The organism is Pseudomonas sp. DP-17 (genome assembly GCF_022380625.1).
Taxonomy (GTDB): Bacteria; Pseudomonadota; Gammaproteobacteria; order Pseudomonadales; family Pseudomonadaceae; genus Pseudomonas; species Pseudomonas nitroreducens_A.
This window is the reverse complement of sequence record NZ_JAKSXG010000008.1, coordinates 273634-287592: the sequence shown is the minus strand read 5'-3', so window position 1 is coordinate 287592 and position 13959 is coordinate 273634. Positions and strand designations below refer to the sequence as shown.

The window sequence follows — 13959 nt, the reverse complement described above, 5'->3', positions numbered from 1 at the left end:
AGGACCCGCCATGGATATCCATTTCACCCCTGAAGAACTGGCGTTCCGCGATGACGTACGCCACTTCCTGGAAACCAAGCTGCCCAAGGACATCGCCACCAAGGTGCGCCTGGGCAAGCACCTGAACAAGGGCGACCACCAGCGCTGGCAGCGCGTGCTCGCCGAGCAGGGCTGGTACGCGACGCACTGGCCGGAGGCGTTCGGCGGCACGGGCTGGAACGCCGTGCAGAAGCACATCTTCGAAGAGGAATGCGCCGCGTTCGGCGCGCCGCGCACCATCCCCTTCGGCGTCAACATGGTCGCCCCGGTGATCATCAGGTTCGGCACGCCCGAGCAGCAGGCACACTACCTGCCGCGCATCCTCGACGGCACCGACTGGTGGTGCCAGGGCTATTCCGAGCCGGGCGCGGGTTCCGACCTCGCTTCGCTGAAGACCCGCGCCGTGCGCGACGGCGATCACTACGTGGTGAACGGCCAGAAGACCTGGACCACGCTCGGCCAGCATGCCGACTGGATCTTCTGCCTGGTCCGCACCGACCCCGAGGCGCAGCAGCAGCGCGGCATCAGCTTCCTGCTGATCGACATGCAGACCCCCGGTATCACCGTGCGGCCGATCATCACCCTGGACGGCGAGCACGAGGTCAACGAAGTCTTCTTCGATAACGTGCGCGTGCCGGTCGAAAATCTCGTCGGCCGCGAGAACGAAGGCTGGACCTGCGCCAAGTACCTGCTCACTTACGAGCGCACCGGCCTGGCCGGCATCGGCGCGTCCAAGGCGGTGCTCGGGCACCTCAAGCGCGTGGCCAGTCGTGAGCTTTGCGACGGCAAGCCGATGCTCGAAGACCCTCTGTTCCGCGCCCAGGTAGCGGAAGTGGAAATGCAGCTGATGGCCATCGAGATGAGCACCCTGCGCATCCTCGCCGCCGCCCGCGAAGGCGGCGTGCCGGGCGCGGAAAGCTCGATCCTGAAGGTGAAGGGCACGGAAATCCGCCAGGCGATCAGCCACCTGCTGCGCAAGGTCCTCGGCCCCTACGCGCTGCCCTTCATCGAGGACGAATTCGAGCTGGGCGCCGAGCCGCTGCACGCCGACTATTCGGCGGCCCCCGCCAGCCAGTACTTCAACCTGCGCAAGCTGTCGATCTTCGGCGGCTCCAATGAAATCCAGAAGAACATCGTCTCGAAGATGATTCTCGAGCTGTGAGGGCCTGACCATGGACTTCAAACTGAGCGAAGAGCAGCAGATGCTGCAGGACACCGCGGCGCGCCTGGTGCGCGACGAATATCCGTTCGACAAGCGCGAAGGCTTCAGCCGCTCCGAACTGGGCTACAGCGCTGACTTCTGGCGCCAGCTCGGCGAACTGGGGCTGACCTCGGTGTCGCTACCCGAGGCGTACGGCGGCTTCGGCGGCGGTGTCGAGAGCATGCTGGTACTCACCGAACTGGGCCGCGGCCTGTGCCTGGAGCCGTACCTGCAATCGGTGGTGCACGGCGGCGGCCTGATCGCCCAACTGGGCAGCGACGCGCAGAAGGATAATTGGTTGCCGCGCATCGCCAGCGGCGAAGCTCAGCTGGCGGTCGCGCTGGAAGAGCCGCAGAGCCATTACCAGCTGCACGACGTGCAGACCCGCGCGGAGCAGGCCGGCAGCGGCTGGAAGCTGAGCGGACGCAAGGCGGTGGTGATCGGCGGGCAGAGCGCCACGGCGATCCTGGTTTCGGCTCGCGTAAGCGGCAATGCGCGGGACGAGGCGGGCATCGGCCTGTTCCTCATCGATCCGCAGCAAGCGGGCGTCCGCCGCCGCGAGTACCCGACAGTGGACGGCCAGCGCGCCTGCGAGCTGTTCCTCGATGGTGCTCTTGGCGAAGCCCTCGGCGTGCCGGGCGAGGCGCTGCCGGCCCTGCGTTACCAACAGGGCCGCGCCATCGCCGCGCAGTGCGCCGAAGCCCTCGGCAGCCTGCAGGAAGCCTGCGCGCTGACCCTGGACTACCTGAAGACCCGCAAGCAGTTCGGCATCTCCATCGGCAAGTTCCAGGTGCTGCAGCACCGCATGGTGGACATGCGCAGCGAGCTGGAGCAGGCCACCAGCATGGCGATCCTCGCCGCCTGCGTCGCCGACCAGCCCGACAGCGCCGAGCGCAGCCGCACCCTGGCCGCCGCCAAGTTCATCGTCACCCGCGCCGCGCGCTACGTGGCGGAACAGGCGATCCAGCTGCACGGCGGCATCGGCATGACCTGGGAATACGTGCTGGCGCACCACGCCAAGCGCCTGGTGATGCTCAGCCACCAGCTGGGTGACGACGATCATCACCTGAAGGCCTATGCGAGCCTGATGGAAGTGGCGTAGCGGGGTATTGCCCATGTAGGAGCGAGGGGGCGCCTAGCTCTTGCTCGCGAAAGACTTCACCGGCAGCTCCGGCGCTGGGCGGTTCGCGAGCAAGCTCGCTGCTACAGCCGCCCGCTACACCCCGGCTCAGTTCTGGCTCTGGCTCTGGCTCTTGAAGACTTCCAGAGAAACCGCCGCGCACTCCGAACCGCCCCTTTCAGGAGGCCTCGTTGAAGCGGAGTTTCAGGGGTTGAGCGACATGGATGTCGCGAGAGCCACGATGGGCCAGGGATGGCCCGTCGTGGCGTGCCCCTGAAACTTCGCTTCAACGAGGGAATTTTTCGCCTAGGCGAAAAACCGGATGGAGGGGCAAGCCTTTTGGTTACTTTTCGGCGTTTGGAAAAGTAACTCGCCCGAGGGGGCGAAACAGGAAATCCCATCGCACGCCGAAGCGGCGCAGAAACACCCAAACAAAAAGCGCTCCTACGAAAGCGCGGAAAAAAATCAGGCCCCGAGGCTCTCGATATCCCGCGCCAGGATTTCCAGCTCGTGGGCCAGCGACCCGCGCAGGGTCTCTTCACTGAGCTGGAACGACGGCGCCCCGCAGGTCAGCGCCATCAGCCCGCCGTCGGCCAGGCGCAGCGGTACGCCGGCAGCGCGCACGTTGCGGTCCCAGTCGCCCAGCGACAGGCAGAAGCCGTGCTCGTAGTACTCCTCGAAGGACGCATCCAGCGAAGCGCGCATCACCGCCCAATCCCCCTCATGCCGCTCCTGCAGTGCCGACAGCAGGTGTTCGCGCTCCTGCTGCGGGGTTGCCGCGAGGTAGGCGCGGCCGGCGGCAGTGGTCGCCAGCGGCAGGCGCACGCCGGCGTCCATACGCAGGGAAGTGGCTTCCGGCGGGCGGCAGTTTTCCACGTAGATCATCGACAGCCAGTCGCGGCAGGTGAGGCCGACCGTGGTGTTGGTACGGCGGGCGAAGGCATCCATGTACGGCTTGGCCAGCTGGCGGACGCGCAGGTTGGAGACATAGGCGTAACCCAGCGCCAGCACGCCGGAATCCAGCTGGTACTTCTCGTGCTGCTGCGAATAGCAGAGGTAGCCCAGCTGGGTCAGGGTGTAGGTCATGCGCGACACCGTCGCCTTGGGCAGGCCGGTGATCCGCGAGATTTCCTGGTTGCCGAGCACCACCGAGCCGTGGGTGAAGGCGCGCAGCACGTCCAGTCCGCGGGCGAGCGCCTCGACGTACTTGCGGTCCTTGGGGTTGCTGCTGTCTTCGACGTCGTCGCTCATGGGGCCTCGGCGGGGGATTGCTGTTGCGGCGCCACGCGCGGCGCGGGCGAACGATAGCAGATCGCCCCGTCGCCACGCAGCGGTCCGCGTGTACTCGTTGCGCCGGGCTAGCCTATCGCATACCATCGATTTCGACACGATGTTTCGCTGTGCAGAACAACAATTCGAATCCAGGGCCAACACAGGCTCGAGAAAGAACGGAGAAGTCGATGTCTGCTCAACCCTCCGGTCACGTGGCCCGCGAGATCGCCCGTCACGACTACCAGAACCTCCACGACCTGCTGCGCGACGCCTGCCGCGAATTCCCCGAGCGCCTCGCGTTCTCCTGCGGCGACAGCCACCTGAGCTTCGCCGAGCTGGAGCTCCAGGCCGACGCCTTCGCCCGCTACCTGCGCCACCATGCCGGCCTGCAACCGGGCGAGCGCCTGGCGCTGATGCTGCCCAATTCCCTGCAGTACCCCATCGCCACCTTCGGCGCGCTGAAGGCCGGCGTGGTCCTGGTGAACACCAACCCGCAGTACACCGCCAGCGAGCTGCGCCACCAGTTGGCCGACTCCGGCGCCAGCGCCGTGCTGCTGCTCGACCGCCTGCTGCCGCTGCTGCGCGGTGTGCAGGCACAGACCGATGTGCGACAGGTGCTGCTGACCTCGATCGACGATATTGAACACCCGCATTTCGATAGCGACGAGGCTGACTGCACCCGCTTCCAGCAGGCCCTGCGCCTGGGCGCCGAGGCGCCGCCGGTGGACGCCGAGCCGGGCCTGGATCGCCTCGCCCTGCTGCAGTACACCGGCGGCACCACGGGGGTGTCCAAGGGCGCCATGCTCAGCCACCGCAGCCTGATCGCCAACGTCATCCAGACCCTGGAGCTGTTCCTGCGTCCCGGCCTGCTGGACCCGGCCACCGACGTGCGCATCGCGCCGCTGCCGCTCTACCACATCATGGCCTTCGCGACGAATTGCCTGTCCTCGGTGGGCATGGGCCTGCACACGGTGTTCATCCGCGACGGCCGCAACCTCGACGAGATCCTCGGTGCCATGCGCCGCTACCCCTTCACCCTGATGAGCGGGATCAACACCCTGTTCGTCGGCCTGATGAACCACCCGGACTTTCCCGGCATCGATTTCAGCCACCTGAAGTGGGTGACCTCCGGCGGCGCGCCGCTGAACCGCGAAGTAGGCCGGCGGTGGGAAACGCTGACCGGTGCGCCGGTGCGCGAGGGCTTCGGCCTCACCGAGGCATCTCCCGTGGTTTCCACCGGCACGCTGCTGAGCCCGTACCGTGAGGGCTACGTCGGCCAGGCGCTGGTGGATACCGAGTTGCGTACGGTGGACAAGGAGGGCAACGACACCGGCCCCGACCAGCCGGGCGAGCTGTGGTTGCGCGGCCCGCAGGTGATGCAGGGCTACTGGCAGCGTCCGGAGGAGAGCGCCCAGGTGCTGACCGCCGATGGCTGGCTGAAGACCGGCGACATCGCCGAGCTGGATGCCGACGGCATGCTGAAAATCGTCGACCGCAAGAAGGACATGATCCTGGTCTCCGGCTTCAACGTGTTTCCCAACGAGGTGGAAGATGCGGTGATGCGCCACCCCGGTGTGCGCGAGTGCGTGGCCATCGGCGTGCCGGACGAGCGCAAGGGCGAGTCGGTGAAGCTGTTCGTCAGCCTCAGGGACGAGACGCTGGCGCCGGCGCAGATCATCGCCCACTGCCGCGAGCACCTCACCGGCTACAAGGTGCCGAGCTTCGTCGAGGTGCTCGACGAACTGCCCAAGACCAGCGTCGGCAAGCTGCTGCGCCGGCAACTGCGCGACCTGGAACTGGCCAAAAGGACCACCGCGTGAGCACAGCGTCTATGGTTGATGCAGGTGCGCACGACGAGACCCGCAGCATGACCGAGTCCTTCCACCGTATCGGCGTGATCGGCGCCGGGGCCATGGGCCGCGGCATCGCCCAGCTGTTCGCCAGTGCCGGGTTGCCCGTACGCCTGTACGACAGCAACCCGCAGACCGTGGAGCAGGCCCTGGCCTTCAACCGCGAGCTGCTGGAGCGCGCGGTTGCCAAGGGCAAGCTCGCCGCGGACGGCCTCGCGGCGACGATGCAGCGCCTGCTGCCGACCCACAGCCTGGATGAGCTGGCCGACTGCGACCTGCTGATCGAGGCCATCATCGAGGACCTCGGCGCCAAGCAGGCGCTGCTCGCCGAGCTGGAAAAACGCGTGGCGCCGGACGCCGTGCTGGCGAGCAACACCTCGTCGCTCTCGGTGACCCGCATCGCCGCGCGCTGCCTGCATCCGGAGCGGGTCGCCGGCTTCCACTTCTTCAATCCGGTGACGCTGATGCGCATCGTCGAAGTCGTGCGCGGCCAGCGCACCAGCGAGTCGGTGGTGCGCCGCCTGAGCCGGCTGGCGGAGCAGGCCGGGCATTACCCGGCGGTTTCGCCGGACAGCCCCGGCTTCATCGTCAACCACGCCGGCCGCGCCTTCAGCACCGAAGCGCTGCGCATCCTCGGCGAGGGCATCGCCAGCCCGGCGCAGATCGACCGCATCCTGCGCGACGGCGTGGGCTTTCGCATGGGGCCCTTCGAGCTGCTCGACCTGACCGGCCTGGATGTTTCCCAGGCAGTGATGGAATCGCTCTACCAGCAGTTCTACCAGGACCCGCGCTATACCCCCTCGCCGCTGGCCGCGCAGCGCGTCGCCGGCGGCCTGCTGGGGCGCAAGAGTGGCGAGGGCTTCTACCGCTACCGCGACGGCCAACCCGTGCGCGAACCCGAGGAGCAGCACGAGGCCGTGCTGCTCAATCGCCCTTACTGGCTCGACAGCCAGGACCCGGAATTGCGCCACCGCGTGGCGGCGATCCTTACCCTCGGCGGCGTGGTGCTGGAGACCAGCGAAGCGCCGTCATCACGGGCCATCTGCCTGGTCACCCCGCTGGGGACGGACGCCAGCACGCGCATCGACGCCCTCGGCCTGCCGCCGGAGCGCAGCCTGGCGCTGGAGACCTTCACCGAGCTGGACCGCCGCCGTGTGCTGATGCGCCAGCCGGCGCTCGACCCCAAGCTCGAAGCCCAGGCGCGCCAGGCGCTGGGCAGCGACGGCGTGCCGGTGGAAGTGATCAACGATTCGCCTGGTTTCATCAGCCAGCGGGTGGTCGCCGGGATCGTCAACCTGGGTTGCGAGATCACCCAGCGCGGCATCGCCACCCCGGTGACGCTGGACCGCGCGGTGCAACTGGCGCTGGGTTATCCCCTGGGCCCGCTGGCCTTCGGCGAGCACTACGGGGCTGCGCGCATCCTCACCATCCTGCAGGGCCTGCAGGCCTGCTACGGCGAGGCGCGCTACCGGCCCAGCCCATGGCTGCGCCGCCGCGTGCAACTGGACTTGCCGCTGCACAGCCCGGACAGGCCGGAGTGAGGCTCAACCTGCAGCCGCGCAGACTTCAGCGGAAGCTGACGAACTCCCCAGCCTCCAGCTTCTCCAGCGCGGCCTTGCGCTCAGCAGGTGGCAGCGCTCCAAGCTTTTCCACCCGCGCATAGAACGCCGGCCAGTTGCCGCCGACCTGGGCAAACAGCGCGGCGAACGACGGCACCCACTGGTCGTAGAGGCCGAAGGGCAGCAGCTTGGCGTTGTTCAGCGGGCCGTTGACCCAGGCGTCGAAAGGCGCCTTGCCGCCCCAGTCCTGATCACGCATCTGCGCGTAGTCGCGCCGCAGGCGCTCGAATTCGGCCTGCTTGCCGGCACGCTTCTGTGCCTCGCTGCGCGGGCTGGCGTAGAGCGCCTGCAGGCGCTCGCGGGTATCGAGTACCAGCTGGGTGAAGCGCTTGCGTTGCTCGGCCAGCAGCGGCGATTCGTCCGGTAGGTGGCGTGCCTCGCGCCAGCGACGGCCGCCCTCGGCCTCGACGAAGGAGGCATAGGACTCGTTGAACGCCGTGTCGCCCGGCAGGTAGAACTTCTGGTGAGCCAGCTCGTGGAAGATCGTCTCGGCCAGGCGCTGGTCACCCCAGCGCAGCATGCTGCTGAGGATCGGGTCGTCGAACCAGCCGAGGGTCGAATAGGCCTCCACGCCGCCGACATAGACGTCCAGCCCCCGTTCCTTCAAACGCTTCGCCTCGGCCTGCGCGCCCTTGTCGCCGTAATAGCCGCGGTAGGCCACGCAGCCGGCGATGGGGAAGCAGTGGGTCAGCGGCTGCAATGACAGCTCGGGTGTGGCGAACACGTTCCACACCACGTTGGGCCGATGGATGTCGGCGTAGAGGCGGTAGCTCTGGTTGTCCGGCAGGCCCAGCTCGGCGCTGGCGAAGGCGCGGGCTTCCTGGGACAGCTCAAGACGCTGGCGCAAGGCGGGGTCGCGGGTCGGGTCGGCGACCACTTCGGCCACCGGTTTGCGGGCGGCGAGCAGGCGTATCTGGCCATCCGCCAACTGGCCGTAGTAGCCCACGGTGGAACAACCGCTCAGCGCCCAGATGGCCAGCCAGGGAACCCAGCGGCACAGGCGGCGGTCGAGTGTCGGGATAAGAAGGCGGAAGGGCATGGGCGGAACATAGCACAGCGCCTGTTCCGCCCGCTGCCGACCCTTTCGACCAGGAGCACCACCGATGCGCGCCCTTCTCATACCTGCCGGCCTGCTCGCCCTGAGCGGCTGTTCGTTGCTGATGCCCCAGCCGGACCCGAACCGCGCCTGGGTCGACCTGGACACCAACAGCCAGAGTGACCTGGCGGCCATGGAAGTGGACAACAAGGAATGGTCCAGCACCCGCTACTTCGAGGTCGACCCAGGCTCCCACGAATTGCGCGTGCGCTTCCAGTTCCAGGTCGAGCCTGTGGACATCGGCCCGGTGGACGAGGCGCTGTGGCGCGACTGCGAGATGACCGTGCAATACAAGGAGTTCAGCGCCGGTCAGCGCTACCGCCTGGAGACCGGCAGCATCGGCTTCCGCCCCTGGGCCAAGCTCTACGACGCCCAGGGCGGCGAAATCGCCCGCGGCCGCGAACGGGGCTGCGCCAAGGCCTGAGCGGGGTATGCTGTGGGATAAGCCCATTCCACGGTGAACTTGCATGCGCCCGCGTTACCTGTCCGGATTCCTCCCCCTGGGCTTCGCCCTGCTCGCCGGCTGCGCCAGCCCGCTGCCGGCCCACGATCCGCAGATGGCCTGGATCGATCTCTACACCACGCCGGGCAAGACGCTGATGGCCGAGCGCCTGGATGGCCAATCGGTGAGCGACGGCCGCTTCTATCAGGTGTCGCCGGGACGCCACGAGCTGGTGGTGCGCTTCCAGTACGAAGTCTCCAGCGGCGGCGGCATGGGCCAGATGACCGACCCCTCGGAGCTGACCTGCCGGGTCAAGGTGACCTACGACGACTTCGCCGCCGGTGAACGCTACCGCCTGGAGCTGCGCCCGCAGTTGCGCAGCGCGCTGGCGCTGCTGACGGACGCCAACGGCAGGCTGGTGGCGAAGACGGATTTCCAGGGGGCGGTGCGCTGCGGGCCGTTCTAGCGCAATCGCAGGCTTCGTAGGAGCGGATTCTATCCGCGACGTTATCCGCCCGCGCCGGGTGCCAATCGCGGGCAGAGTCCGCTCCTAGATCGCCCCGTTAGGCGCGGAGGACACTCAGCTGTCGTTCTTCTGGTAGATGATCCGCCGCTGCCCGTTGTCGCAGGTGCCGACCACCATGTTCGGATCCTTCACCTCGGACTTGTCCACGATCTCCAGGGTGTAGGAGGTCACCCCGGCGGCCTGGATCTTGGTCTCGATCTCGGCCTTGAGCTCCTCGCAGGGCTTCACTGCCGCCCAGCTTGCGCCGCTGCCCAGCAGCAGCGCCACACCGGCCACTGCGGCCCATTTCATCGTCGTCATCACAGTCCCTCGTCATAGCCCCACGGCGGGGCACCCTATCCTAACGGTGGACCTCCACCCTGCAACAGAGTGCCCCGCTGGCTCATTCGAGGCTGGCGTCGAGGGTGATGCGCGCGTTGAGCACCCGCGAAACAGGGCAGCCGGCCTTGGCCTTGTCGGCGATGGCCTGGAAGGTCTGCGCGTCGGTACCCGGCACCTTCGCCTTCAACGTCAAGTGCACGGCGGTGATGGCGAAACCGTCGGTGAGCTTTTCCAGACTGACCTCTGCCGTCGTGTCGATACGCTCGGCCGTCAGGCCGGCTTCGCCGAGCATCATCGACAGCGCCATGGAGAAGCAGCCGGCGTGAGCCGCGCCGATCAGTTCTTCCGGATTGGTCCCCGGCGCGCCCTCGAAGCGGGTGTTGAAGCCGTAGGGCTGCTCCTTGAGCGCGCCGCTTTCGGTGGAGATCGTGCCCTTGCCGTCCTTCAGACCACCCTGCCAGTGGGCCGATGCCGATTTCTTCATGTCGCGTCCTCCGCGTGGGTTGCAGTCAGGACTTTCGAGGCCGGCGACGCGCACAGGGTTCAGCTTTTCGCGCTGTACCTTGCAGGAGCGAGCTTGCTCGCGAGCCTGCACCGCACGGTGCCATCCCGTTCGCGAGCAAGCTCGCTCCCACGCAAAACCGGAGCATGAAAAAGGCCGGGGCCCTCACGGACCCCGGCCTCGATTCACATCCAGGCGCTTACTTGGAGTAAACGATTTCCTTGGTGCCGCCTTCGCAGGTGCCGACGACTTGCTTGCCGCCCGCGCTGCCCTTGTCGACGACTTCCAGGCTGTACGAAGCAACACCCTTGGCCTTGAGCTTCGCATCGATTTCCGACTTCAGCTCTTCGCACGGCTTGCCGGCGGCAAGGACGTTGCCAGCCAGGGCGAAGACCCCCACAGCGATCAGGAACTTCTTCATCGGTAACGCTCCCTCGTCGTTCACAGGAAAAGGCCCGAACGGGCCGGAAAACCGGGACACCCCGGTGCGCACATCCACGCGCCACGCCAGCATGGCAGCGGTGCGTGACAAAAAAGGCGAAGCCGTTCGCGGACTAGCTGTTGGCGATGCGGAAACCGACCTTGATGGTCACCTGGTAGTGTCCCACCGCGCCGTTCTCGATGTGCCCGCGGGTATCCACCACCTCGAACCACTCCAGGAAGTCGATGCTCTTGGCCGCCTCGGCCAGGGCGTTATTGATCGCATCCTCGATGCTGGTGCGCGAGGAGCCGACCAGCTCGATCTTCTTGTAGGTATGGTGATTGGACATGGCGTTTCTCCCGGGTCGTCACGCAGCACGGCAAAGTGCCAGCGCCTCAATGGACAGTAGTAGAGGGGTGGACCCAGGGCAAACGCGCGGGTTCAGACTTTAGGCCGGACCGTTGAGCTCGACCTGCAGCCAGCGCGCCAGGCGTTCGGCCCGTGGATCGGCACGCCGCTCAGGCACCCACAGCGCCAGCCTCGCGGTGGTGTCGACAAAGACCCAGGGCGCAGCGAGGCGGCCGGCGGCGAGGTCATCGGCCACCAGCTGTTGCGGCGCGATGGCCACGCCCAGGCCGGCCACGGCGGCTTCCAGCAGGTAGTAGAGGTGCTCGAAGCCCTGGCCGAGTTTCAGCCGCGCCGGGTCCAGGCCATGGCGCGCCGCCCATTCCGGCCACGCCTGCGGGCGCGAGACGGTGTGCAGCAGCGTTTCATCGAGCAGCACTGCGGCCGGCGCAGCGCGCAGTTGCTCGAAGCGCGGAGAGCGCGGGCTGAGCACCGGACCGATACTTTCCACCGCCAGCTCCAGCACGCGCATGTCCGCCGGCCAGGGCGGGGCAGCGAAGCACAGGGTGGCGTCGAGGCCGCCACGGCGCGGGTCAAGGTCGCCGTCGCTGGCGGAAAGCTGCAGGCGCAGGTCCGGCAGGTCCCGGTTCAGGCGGTCCAGGCGTGGGATGAACCAGCGGGCAAGCAGACTGCCGGGACAACCGAGAACGAAGGGCGCATCGCCGCCGGCCTGGCGGCGCAGTTCGGCGCAGACGCTGCGCAGGCGCTCGAAGGAGTCGCTGGCCACTTCGCTCAGGCGAACGCCGGCATCGGTGAGTTTTACGCCGCGCCCATCCTTGAGGAACAGCGGCACGCCCAGCTCTTCTTCCAGCAGGCGGACCTGCCGGCTGATCGCCCCGTGGGTGACGCTCAGCTCATCAGCCGCCGCACTCATGCCGCGCAGGCGGGCTGCAGCTTCGAAGGCGCGCAGGGCGTTGAGCGGCGGAAGGTCTCGGCTCATGGCGATCAATCCGTGAGTTTTTCTGACAGGTCGTGGCGATCTTATCGCTTTTCCCCGTCATCACACAGCCGTATCCTGATGACCATTCGTAGGAGCGGACTCCGTCCGCGATCGCCCCAGCCGGCACCTACCTTTCGACAGACAAAGGAGCCTTCCCATGTCCACACTGCGCACCGGTCCAGACGCCAAGGGCCTGTTCGGCCACTTCGGCGGCCAGTACGTCGCCGAGACCCTGATGCCGCTGATCCACGACCTGGCCCGCGAATACGAGGAGGCCAAGGAAGATCCGCAGTTCCAGAAGGAGCTGGCCTACTTCCAGAGCGACTACGTTGGCCGTCCGAGCCCGCTGTATTTCGCCGAGCGCCTGACCGAGCACTGCGGCGGCGCGAAGATCTACCTCAAGCGCGAAGAGCTGAACCACACCGGCGCGCACAAGATCAACAACTGCATCGGCCAGATCCTGCTGGCCAAGCGCATGGGCAAGAAACGCATCATCGCCGAGACCGGCGCCGGCATGCACGGCGTGGCCACCGCCACCGTGGCCGCGCGCTTCGGCATGGAATGCGTGATCTTCATGGGCACCACAGACATCGATCGCCAGCAGGCCAACGTGTTCCGCATGAAGTTGCTGGGCGCCGAGGTGATCCCGGTCACCGCCGGCACCGGCACCCTGAAGGACGCGATGAACGAGGCGCTGCGCGACTGGGTGACCAACGTCCATAACACCTTCTACCTGATCGGCACCGTGGCCGGCCCGCACCCGTACCCGGCGATGGTCCGCGACTTCCAGGCGGTGATCGGCAAGGAAACCCGCGAGCAGCTGGCCGAGAAGGAAGGGCGCCTGCCCGATTCCCTGGTCGCCTGCATCGGCGGCGGCTCCAACGCCATGGGCCTGTTCCACCCGTTCCTCGATGATGCCAGCGTCAAGATCATCGGCGTCGAAGCCGCCGGTCACGGCATCGAGACCGGCAAGCACGCGGCCAGCCTGAACGGCGGCGTGCCGGGCGTGCTGCACGGCAACCGTACCTTCCTGCTGCAGGACGAGGACGGCCAGATCATCGACGCGCATTCCATCTCCGCCGGCCTGGACTACCCCGGCATCGGCCCGGAACACGCCTGGCTGCATGACATCGGCCGCGTCGAGTACACCTCGATCACCGACCACGAGGCGCTGGAAGCCTTCCACCAGTGCTGCCGCCTGGAAGGCATCATCCCCGCGCTGGAGTCCTCCCACGCGCTGGCCGAAGTCTTCAAGCGCGCGCCGAACCTGCCCAAGGACCACATCATGGTGGTGAACCTGTCCGGTCGTGGCGACAAGGACATGCAGACCGTCATGCACCACATGCAACAGGAGCCGCAAGCATGAGCCGCCTGCAGACCCGCTTCGCCGAACTCAAGGAACAGAACCGCGCCGCCCTGGTGACCTTCATCACCGCTGGCGATCCGGGCTACTCGACCTCGCTGGATATCCTCAAGGGCCTGCCCGAAGCCGGCGCCGACGTGATCGAGCTGGGCATGCCCTTCACCGACCCGATGGCCGACGGCCCGGCGATCCAGCTGGCCAACATCCGCGCCCTGGGCAACGGCCAGAACCTGGCCAAGACCCTGAAGATGGTCCGCGAATTCCGCGCCGGCAACACCACCACTCCGCTGGTACTGATGGGCTACTTCAACCCGATCCACTACTACGGTGTGGACAAGTTCATCGCCGATGCGAAAGAGGCCGGCGTCGACGGCCTGATCGTGGTGGACCTGCCGCCGGAGCACAACGAAGACCTCTGCCACCCGGCCCAGGCCGCGGGCATCGACTTCATCCGCCTGACCACCCCGACCACCGACGATAAACGCCTGCCCACCGTGCTCGAGGGCAGCTCGGGCTTCGTCTACTACGTCTCGGTGGCCGGCGTGACCGGTGCCGGCGCGGCAACCCTGGACCATGTCGAGGAAGCCGTGGCGCGCCTGCGTCGCCACACCGACCTGCCGGTATCCATCGGCTTCGGCATCCGCACCCCGGAGCACGCGGCGAGCATCGCCCGCCTGGCCGATGGCGTGGTGGTGGGCTCGGCGCTGATCGACAAGATCGCCGAAGCCACCAGCTCCGCCGATGCGGTGCAGAGCGTGCTCGGCCTGTGCCGTCAGCTGGCCGAGGGTGTGCGTAACGCCCGTTGAGGGCTTGCATACGGCTCTGCTACGCAATGCGTTGCC

Annotated in this window: 15 protein-coding genes; 8 read left to right on the top strand and 7 right to left on the bottom strand. The window is 67.2% G+C overall.

What is annotated here, in order from left to right; all coding sequences use genetic code 11:
• Positions 1-10: 10 nt before the first annotated feature.
• Positions 11-1201: an acyl-CoA dehydrogenase family protein gene (locus MJ122_RS14265; protein WP_239744602.1), complete on the top strand. Its 1191-nt coding sequence runs from the start codon at positions 11-13 to the stop codon at positions 1199-1201.
• Positions 1202-1211: 10 nt separating this feature from the next.
• On the top strand, positions 1212-2342 hold the full coding sequence (locus MJ122_RS14260; RefSeq protein ID WP_239744601.1) for an acyl-CoA dehydrogenase: 1131 nt from the start codon (positions 1212-1214) through the stop codon (positions 2340-2342).
• Between the two features lie 483 nt (positions 2343-2825).
• On the opposite strand, the gene MJ122_RS14255 is transcribed toward MJ122_RS14260, so the two are convergent.
• Complete coding sequence (locus MJ122_RS14255; RefSeq protein ID WP_088420576.1) at positions 2826-3611, bottom strand: IclR family transcriptional regulator; 786 nt, start codon at positions 3609-3611, stop codon at positions 2826-2828.
• 209 nt (positions 3612-3820) lie between these two features.
• Between MJ122_RS14255 and MJ122_RS14250 the strand changes: the two genes are divergently transcribed.
• Together MJ122_RS14250 and MJ122_RS14245 are read left to right on the top strand one after the other, a co-directional pair.
• Entirely contained in the window at positions 3821-5452 is a 1632-nt protein-coding gene (locus MJ122_RS14250; RefSeq protein ID WP_239744600.1) for an AMP-binding protein, read from the top strand.
• Between the two features lie 47 nt (positions 5453-5499).
• Complete coding sequence (locus MJ122_RS14245) at positions 5500-7023, top strand: 3-hydroxyacyl-CoA dehydrogenase (protein ID WP_239744599.1); 1524 nt, start codon at positions 5500-5502, stop codon at positions 7021-7023.
• 25 nt (positions 7024-7048) lie between these two features.
• Here the strand turns inward: MJ122_RS14245 and MJ122_RS14240 are convergent, their stop codons facing one another.
• Entirely contained in the window at positions 7049-8140 is a 1092-nt protein-coding gene (locus tag MJ122_RS14240; RefSeq protein ID WP_239744598.1) for an aminopeptidase, read from the bottom strand.
• Between the two features lie 64 nt (positions 8141-8204).
• Here MJ122_RS14240 and MJ122_RS14235 point away from each other — a divergent pair, with 64 nt between their 5' ends.
• Both MJ122_RS14235 and MJ122_RS14230 read left to right on the top strand, forming a co-directional pair.
• On the top strand, positions 8205-8621 hold the full coding sequence (locus MJ122_RS14235) for a hypothetical protein (RefSeq protein WP_239744597.1): 417 nt from the start codon (positions 8205-8207) through the stop codon (positions 8619-8621).
• Positions 8622-8664: 43 nt separating this feature from the next.
• On the top strand, positions 8665-9105 hold the full coding sequence (locus MJ122_RS14230) for a hypothetical protein (protein ID WP_088420582.1): 441 nt from the start codon (positions 8665-8667) through the stop codon (positions 9103-9105).
• A 114-nt stretch (positions 9106-9219) separates the two neighbouring features.
• Here MJ122_RS14230 and MJ122_RS14225 read toward each other — a convergent pair whose 3' ends face one another.
• From MJ122_RS14225 to MJ122_RS14205, 5 genes are all read right to left on the bottom strand, one after another.
• Positions 9220-9456, bottom strand: coding sequence for a DUF1161 domain-containing protein (locus MJ122_RS14225; protein ID WP_239744628.1), 237 nt, complete (start codon positions 9454-9456; stop codon positions 9220-9222).
• Positions 9457-9547: 91 nt separating this feature from the next.
• Entirely contained in the window at positions 9548-9970 is a 423-nt protein-coding gene (locus MJ122_RS14220; RefSeq protein ID WP_239744596.1) for an OsmC family protein, read from the bottom strand.
• Positions 9971-10187: 217 nt separating this feature from the next.
• Positions 10188-10409 carry a DUF1161 domain-containing protein gene (locus tag MJ122_RS14215; protein WP_017518906.1) on the bottom strand — a complete coding sequence of 74 codons (222 nt, stop codon included), beginning with the start codon at positions 10407-10409 and terminating at the stop codon, positions 10188-10190.
• A 133-nt stretch (positions 10410-10542) separates the two neighbouring features.
• Entirely contained in the window at positions 10543-10758 is a 216-nt protein-coding gene (locus tag MJ122_RS14210) for a dodecin (protein WP_017518905.1), read from the bottom strand.
• 99 nt (positions 10759-10857) lie between these two features.
• Positions 10858-11754 carry a LysR family transcriptional regulator gene (locus tag MJ122_RS14205; protein ID WP_239744595.1) on the bottom strand — a complete coding sequence of 299 codons (897 nt, stop codon included), beginning with the start codon at positions 11752-11754 and terminating at the stop codon, positions 10858-10860.
• A 157-nt stretch (positions 11755-11911) separates the two neighbouring features.
• On the opposite strand from MJ122_RS14205, the gene trpB reads away from it, so the two are divergent.
• On the top strand, positions 11912-13120 hold the full coding sequence (gene trpB / locus MJ122_RS14200; protein ID WP_088420590.1) for a tryptophan synthase subunit beta: 1209 nt from the start codon (positions 11912-11914) through the stop codon (positions 13118-13120).
• Entirely contained in the window at positions 13117-13923 is an 807-nt protein-coding gene (gene trpA / locus MJ122_RS14195; protein ID WP_088420592.1) for a tryptophan synthase subunit alpha, read from the top strand. Before trpB ends, trpA begins: the two co-directional genes overlap by 4 nt.
• Positions 13924-13959: the final 36 nt, after the last annotated feature.

Excerpts from the sequence above, each read along its gene's own strand:
- MJ122_RS14265 (WP_239744602.1), top strand. The coding sequence starts at position 11 with ATGGATATCCATTTCACCCCTGAAGAACTGGCGTTCCGCGATGACGTA.
- MJ122_RS14260 (WP_239744601.1), top strand. The coding sequence starts at position 1,212 with ATGGACTTCAAACTGAGCGAAGAGCAGCAGATGCTGCAGGACACCGCG.
- MJ122_RS14255 (WP_088420576.1), bottom strand. The coding sequence starts at position 3,611 with ATGAGCGACGACGTCGAAGACAGCAGCAACCCCAAGGACCGCAAGTAC.
- MJ122_RS14250 (WP_239744600.1), top strand. The coding sequence starts at position 3,821 with ATGTCTGCTCAACCCTCCGGTCACGTGGCCCGCGAGATCGCCCGTCAC.
- MJ122_RS14245 (WP_239744599.1), top strand. The coding sequence starts at position 5,500 with ATGACCGAGTCCTTCCACCGTATCGGCGTGATCGGCGCCGGGGCCATG.
- MJ122_RS14240 (WP_239744598.1), bottom strand. The coding sequence starts at position 8,140 with ATGCCCTTCCGCCTTCTTATCCCGACACTCGACCGCCGCCTGTGCCGC.
- MJ122_RS14235 (WP_239744597.1), top strand. The coding sequence starts at position 8,205 with ATGCGCGCCCTTCTCATACCTGCCGGCCTGCTCGCCCTGAGCGGCTGT.
- MJ122_RS14230 (WP_088420582.1), top strand. The coding sequence starts at position 8,665 with ATGCGCCCGCGTTACCTGTCCGGATTCCTCCCCCTGGGCTTCGCCCTG.
- MJ122_RS14225 (WP_239744628.1), bottom strand. The coding sequence starts at position 9,456 with ATGAAATGGGCCGCAGTGGCCGGTGTGGCGCTGCTGCTGGGCAGCGGC.
- MJ122_RS14220 (WP_239744596.1), bottom strand. The coding sequence starts at position 9,970 with ATGAAGAAATCGGCATCGGCCCACTGGCAGGGTGGTCTGAAGGACGGC.
- MJ122_RS14215 (WP_017518906.1), bottom strand. The coding sequence starts at position 10,409 with ATGAAGAAGTTCCTGATCGCTGTGGGGGTCTTCGCCCTGGCTGGCAAC.
- MJ122_RS14210 (WP_017518905.1), bottom strand. The coding sequence starts at position 10,758 with ATGTCCAATCACCATACCTACAAGAAGATCGAGCTGGTCGGCTCCTCG.
- MJ122_RS14205 (WP_239744595.1), bottom strand. The coding sequence starts at position 11,754 with ATGAGCCGAGACCTTCCGCCGCTCAACGCCCTGCGCGCCTTCGAAGCT.
- trpB (WP_088420590.1), top strand. The coding sequence starts at position 11,912 with ATGTCCACACTGCGCACCGGTCCAGACGCCAAGGGCCTGTTCGGCCAC.
- trpA (WP_088420592.1), top strand. The coding sequence starts at position 13,117 with ATGAGCCGCCTGCAGACCCGCTTCGCCGAACTCAAGGAACAGAACCGC.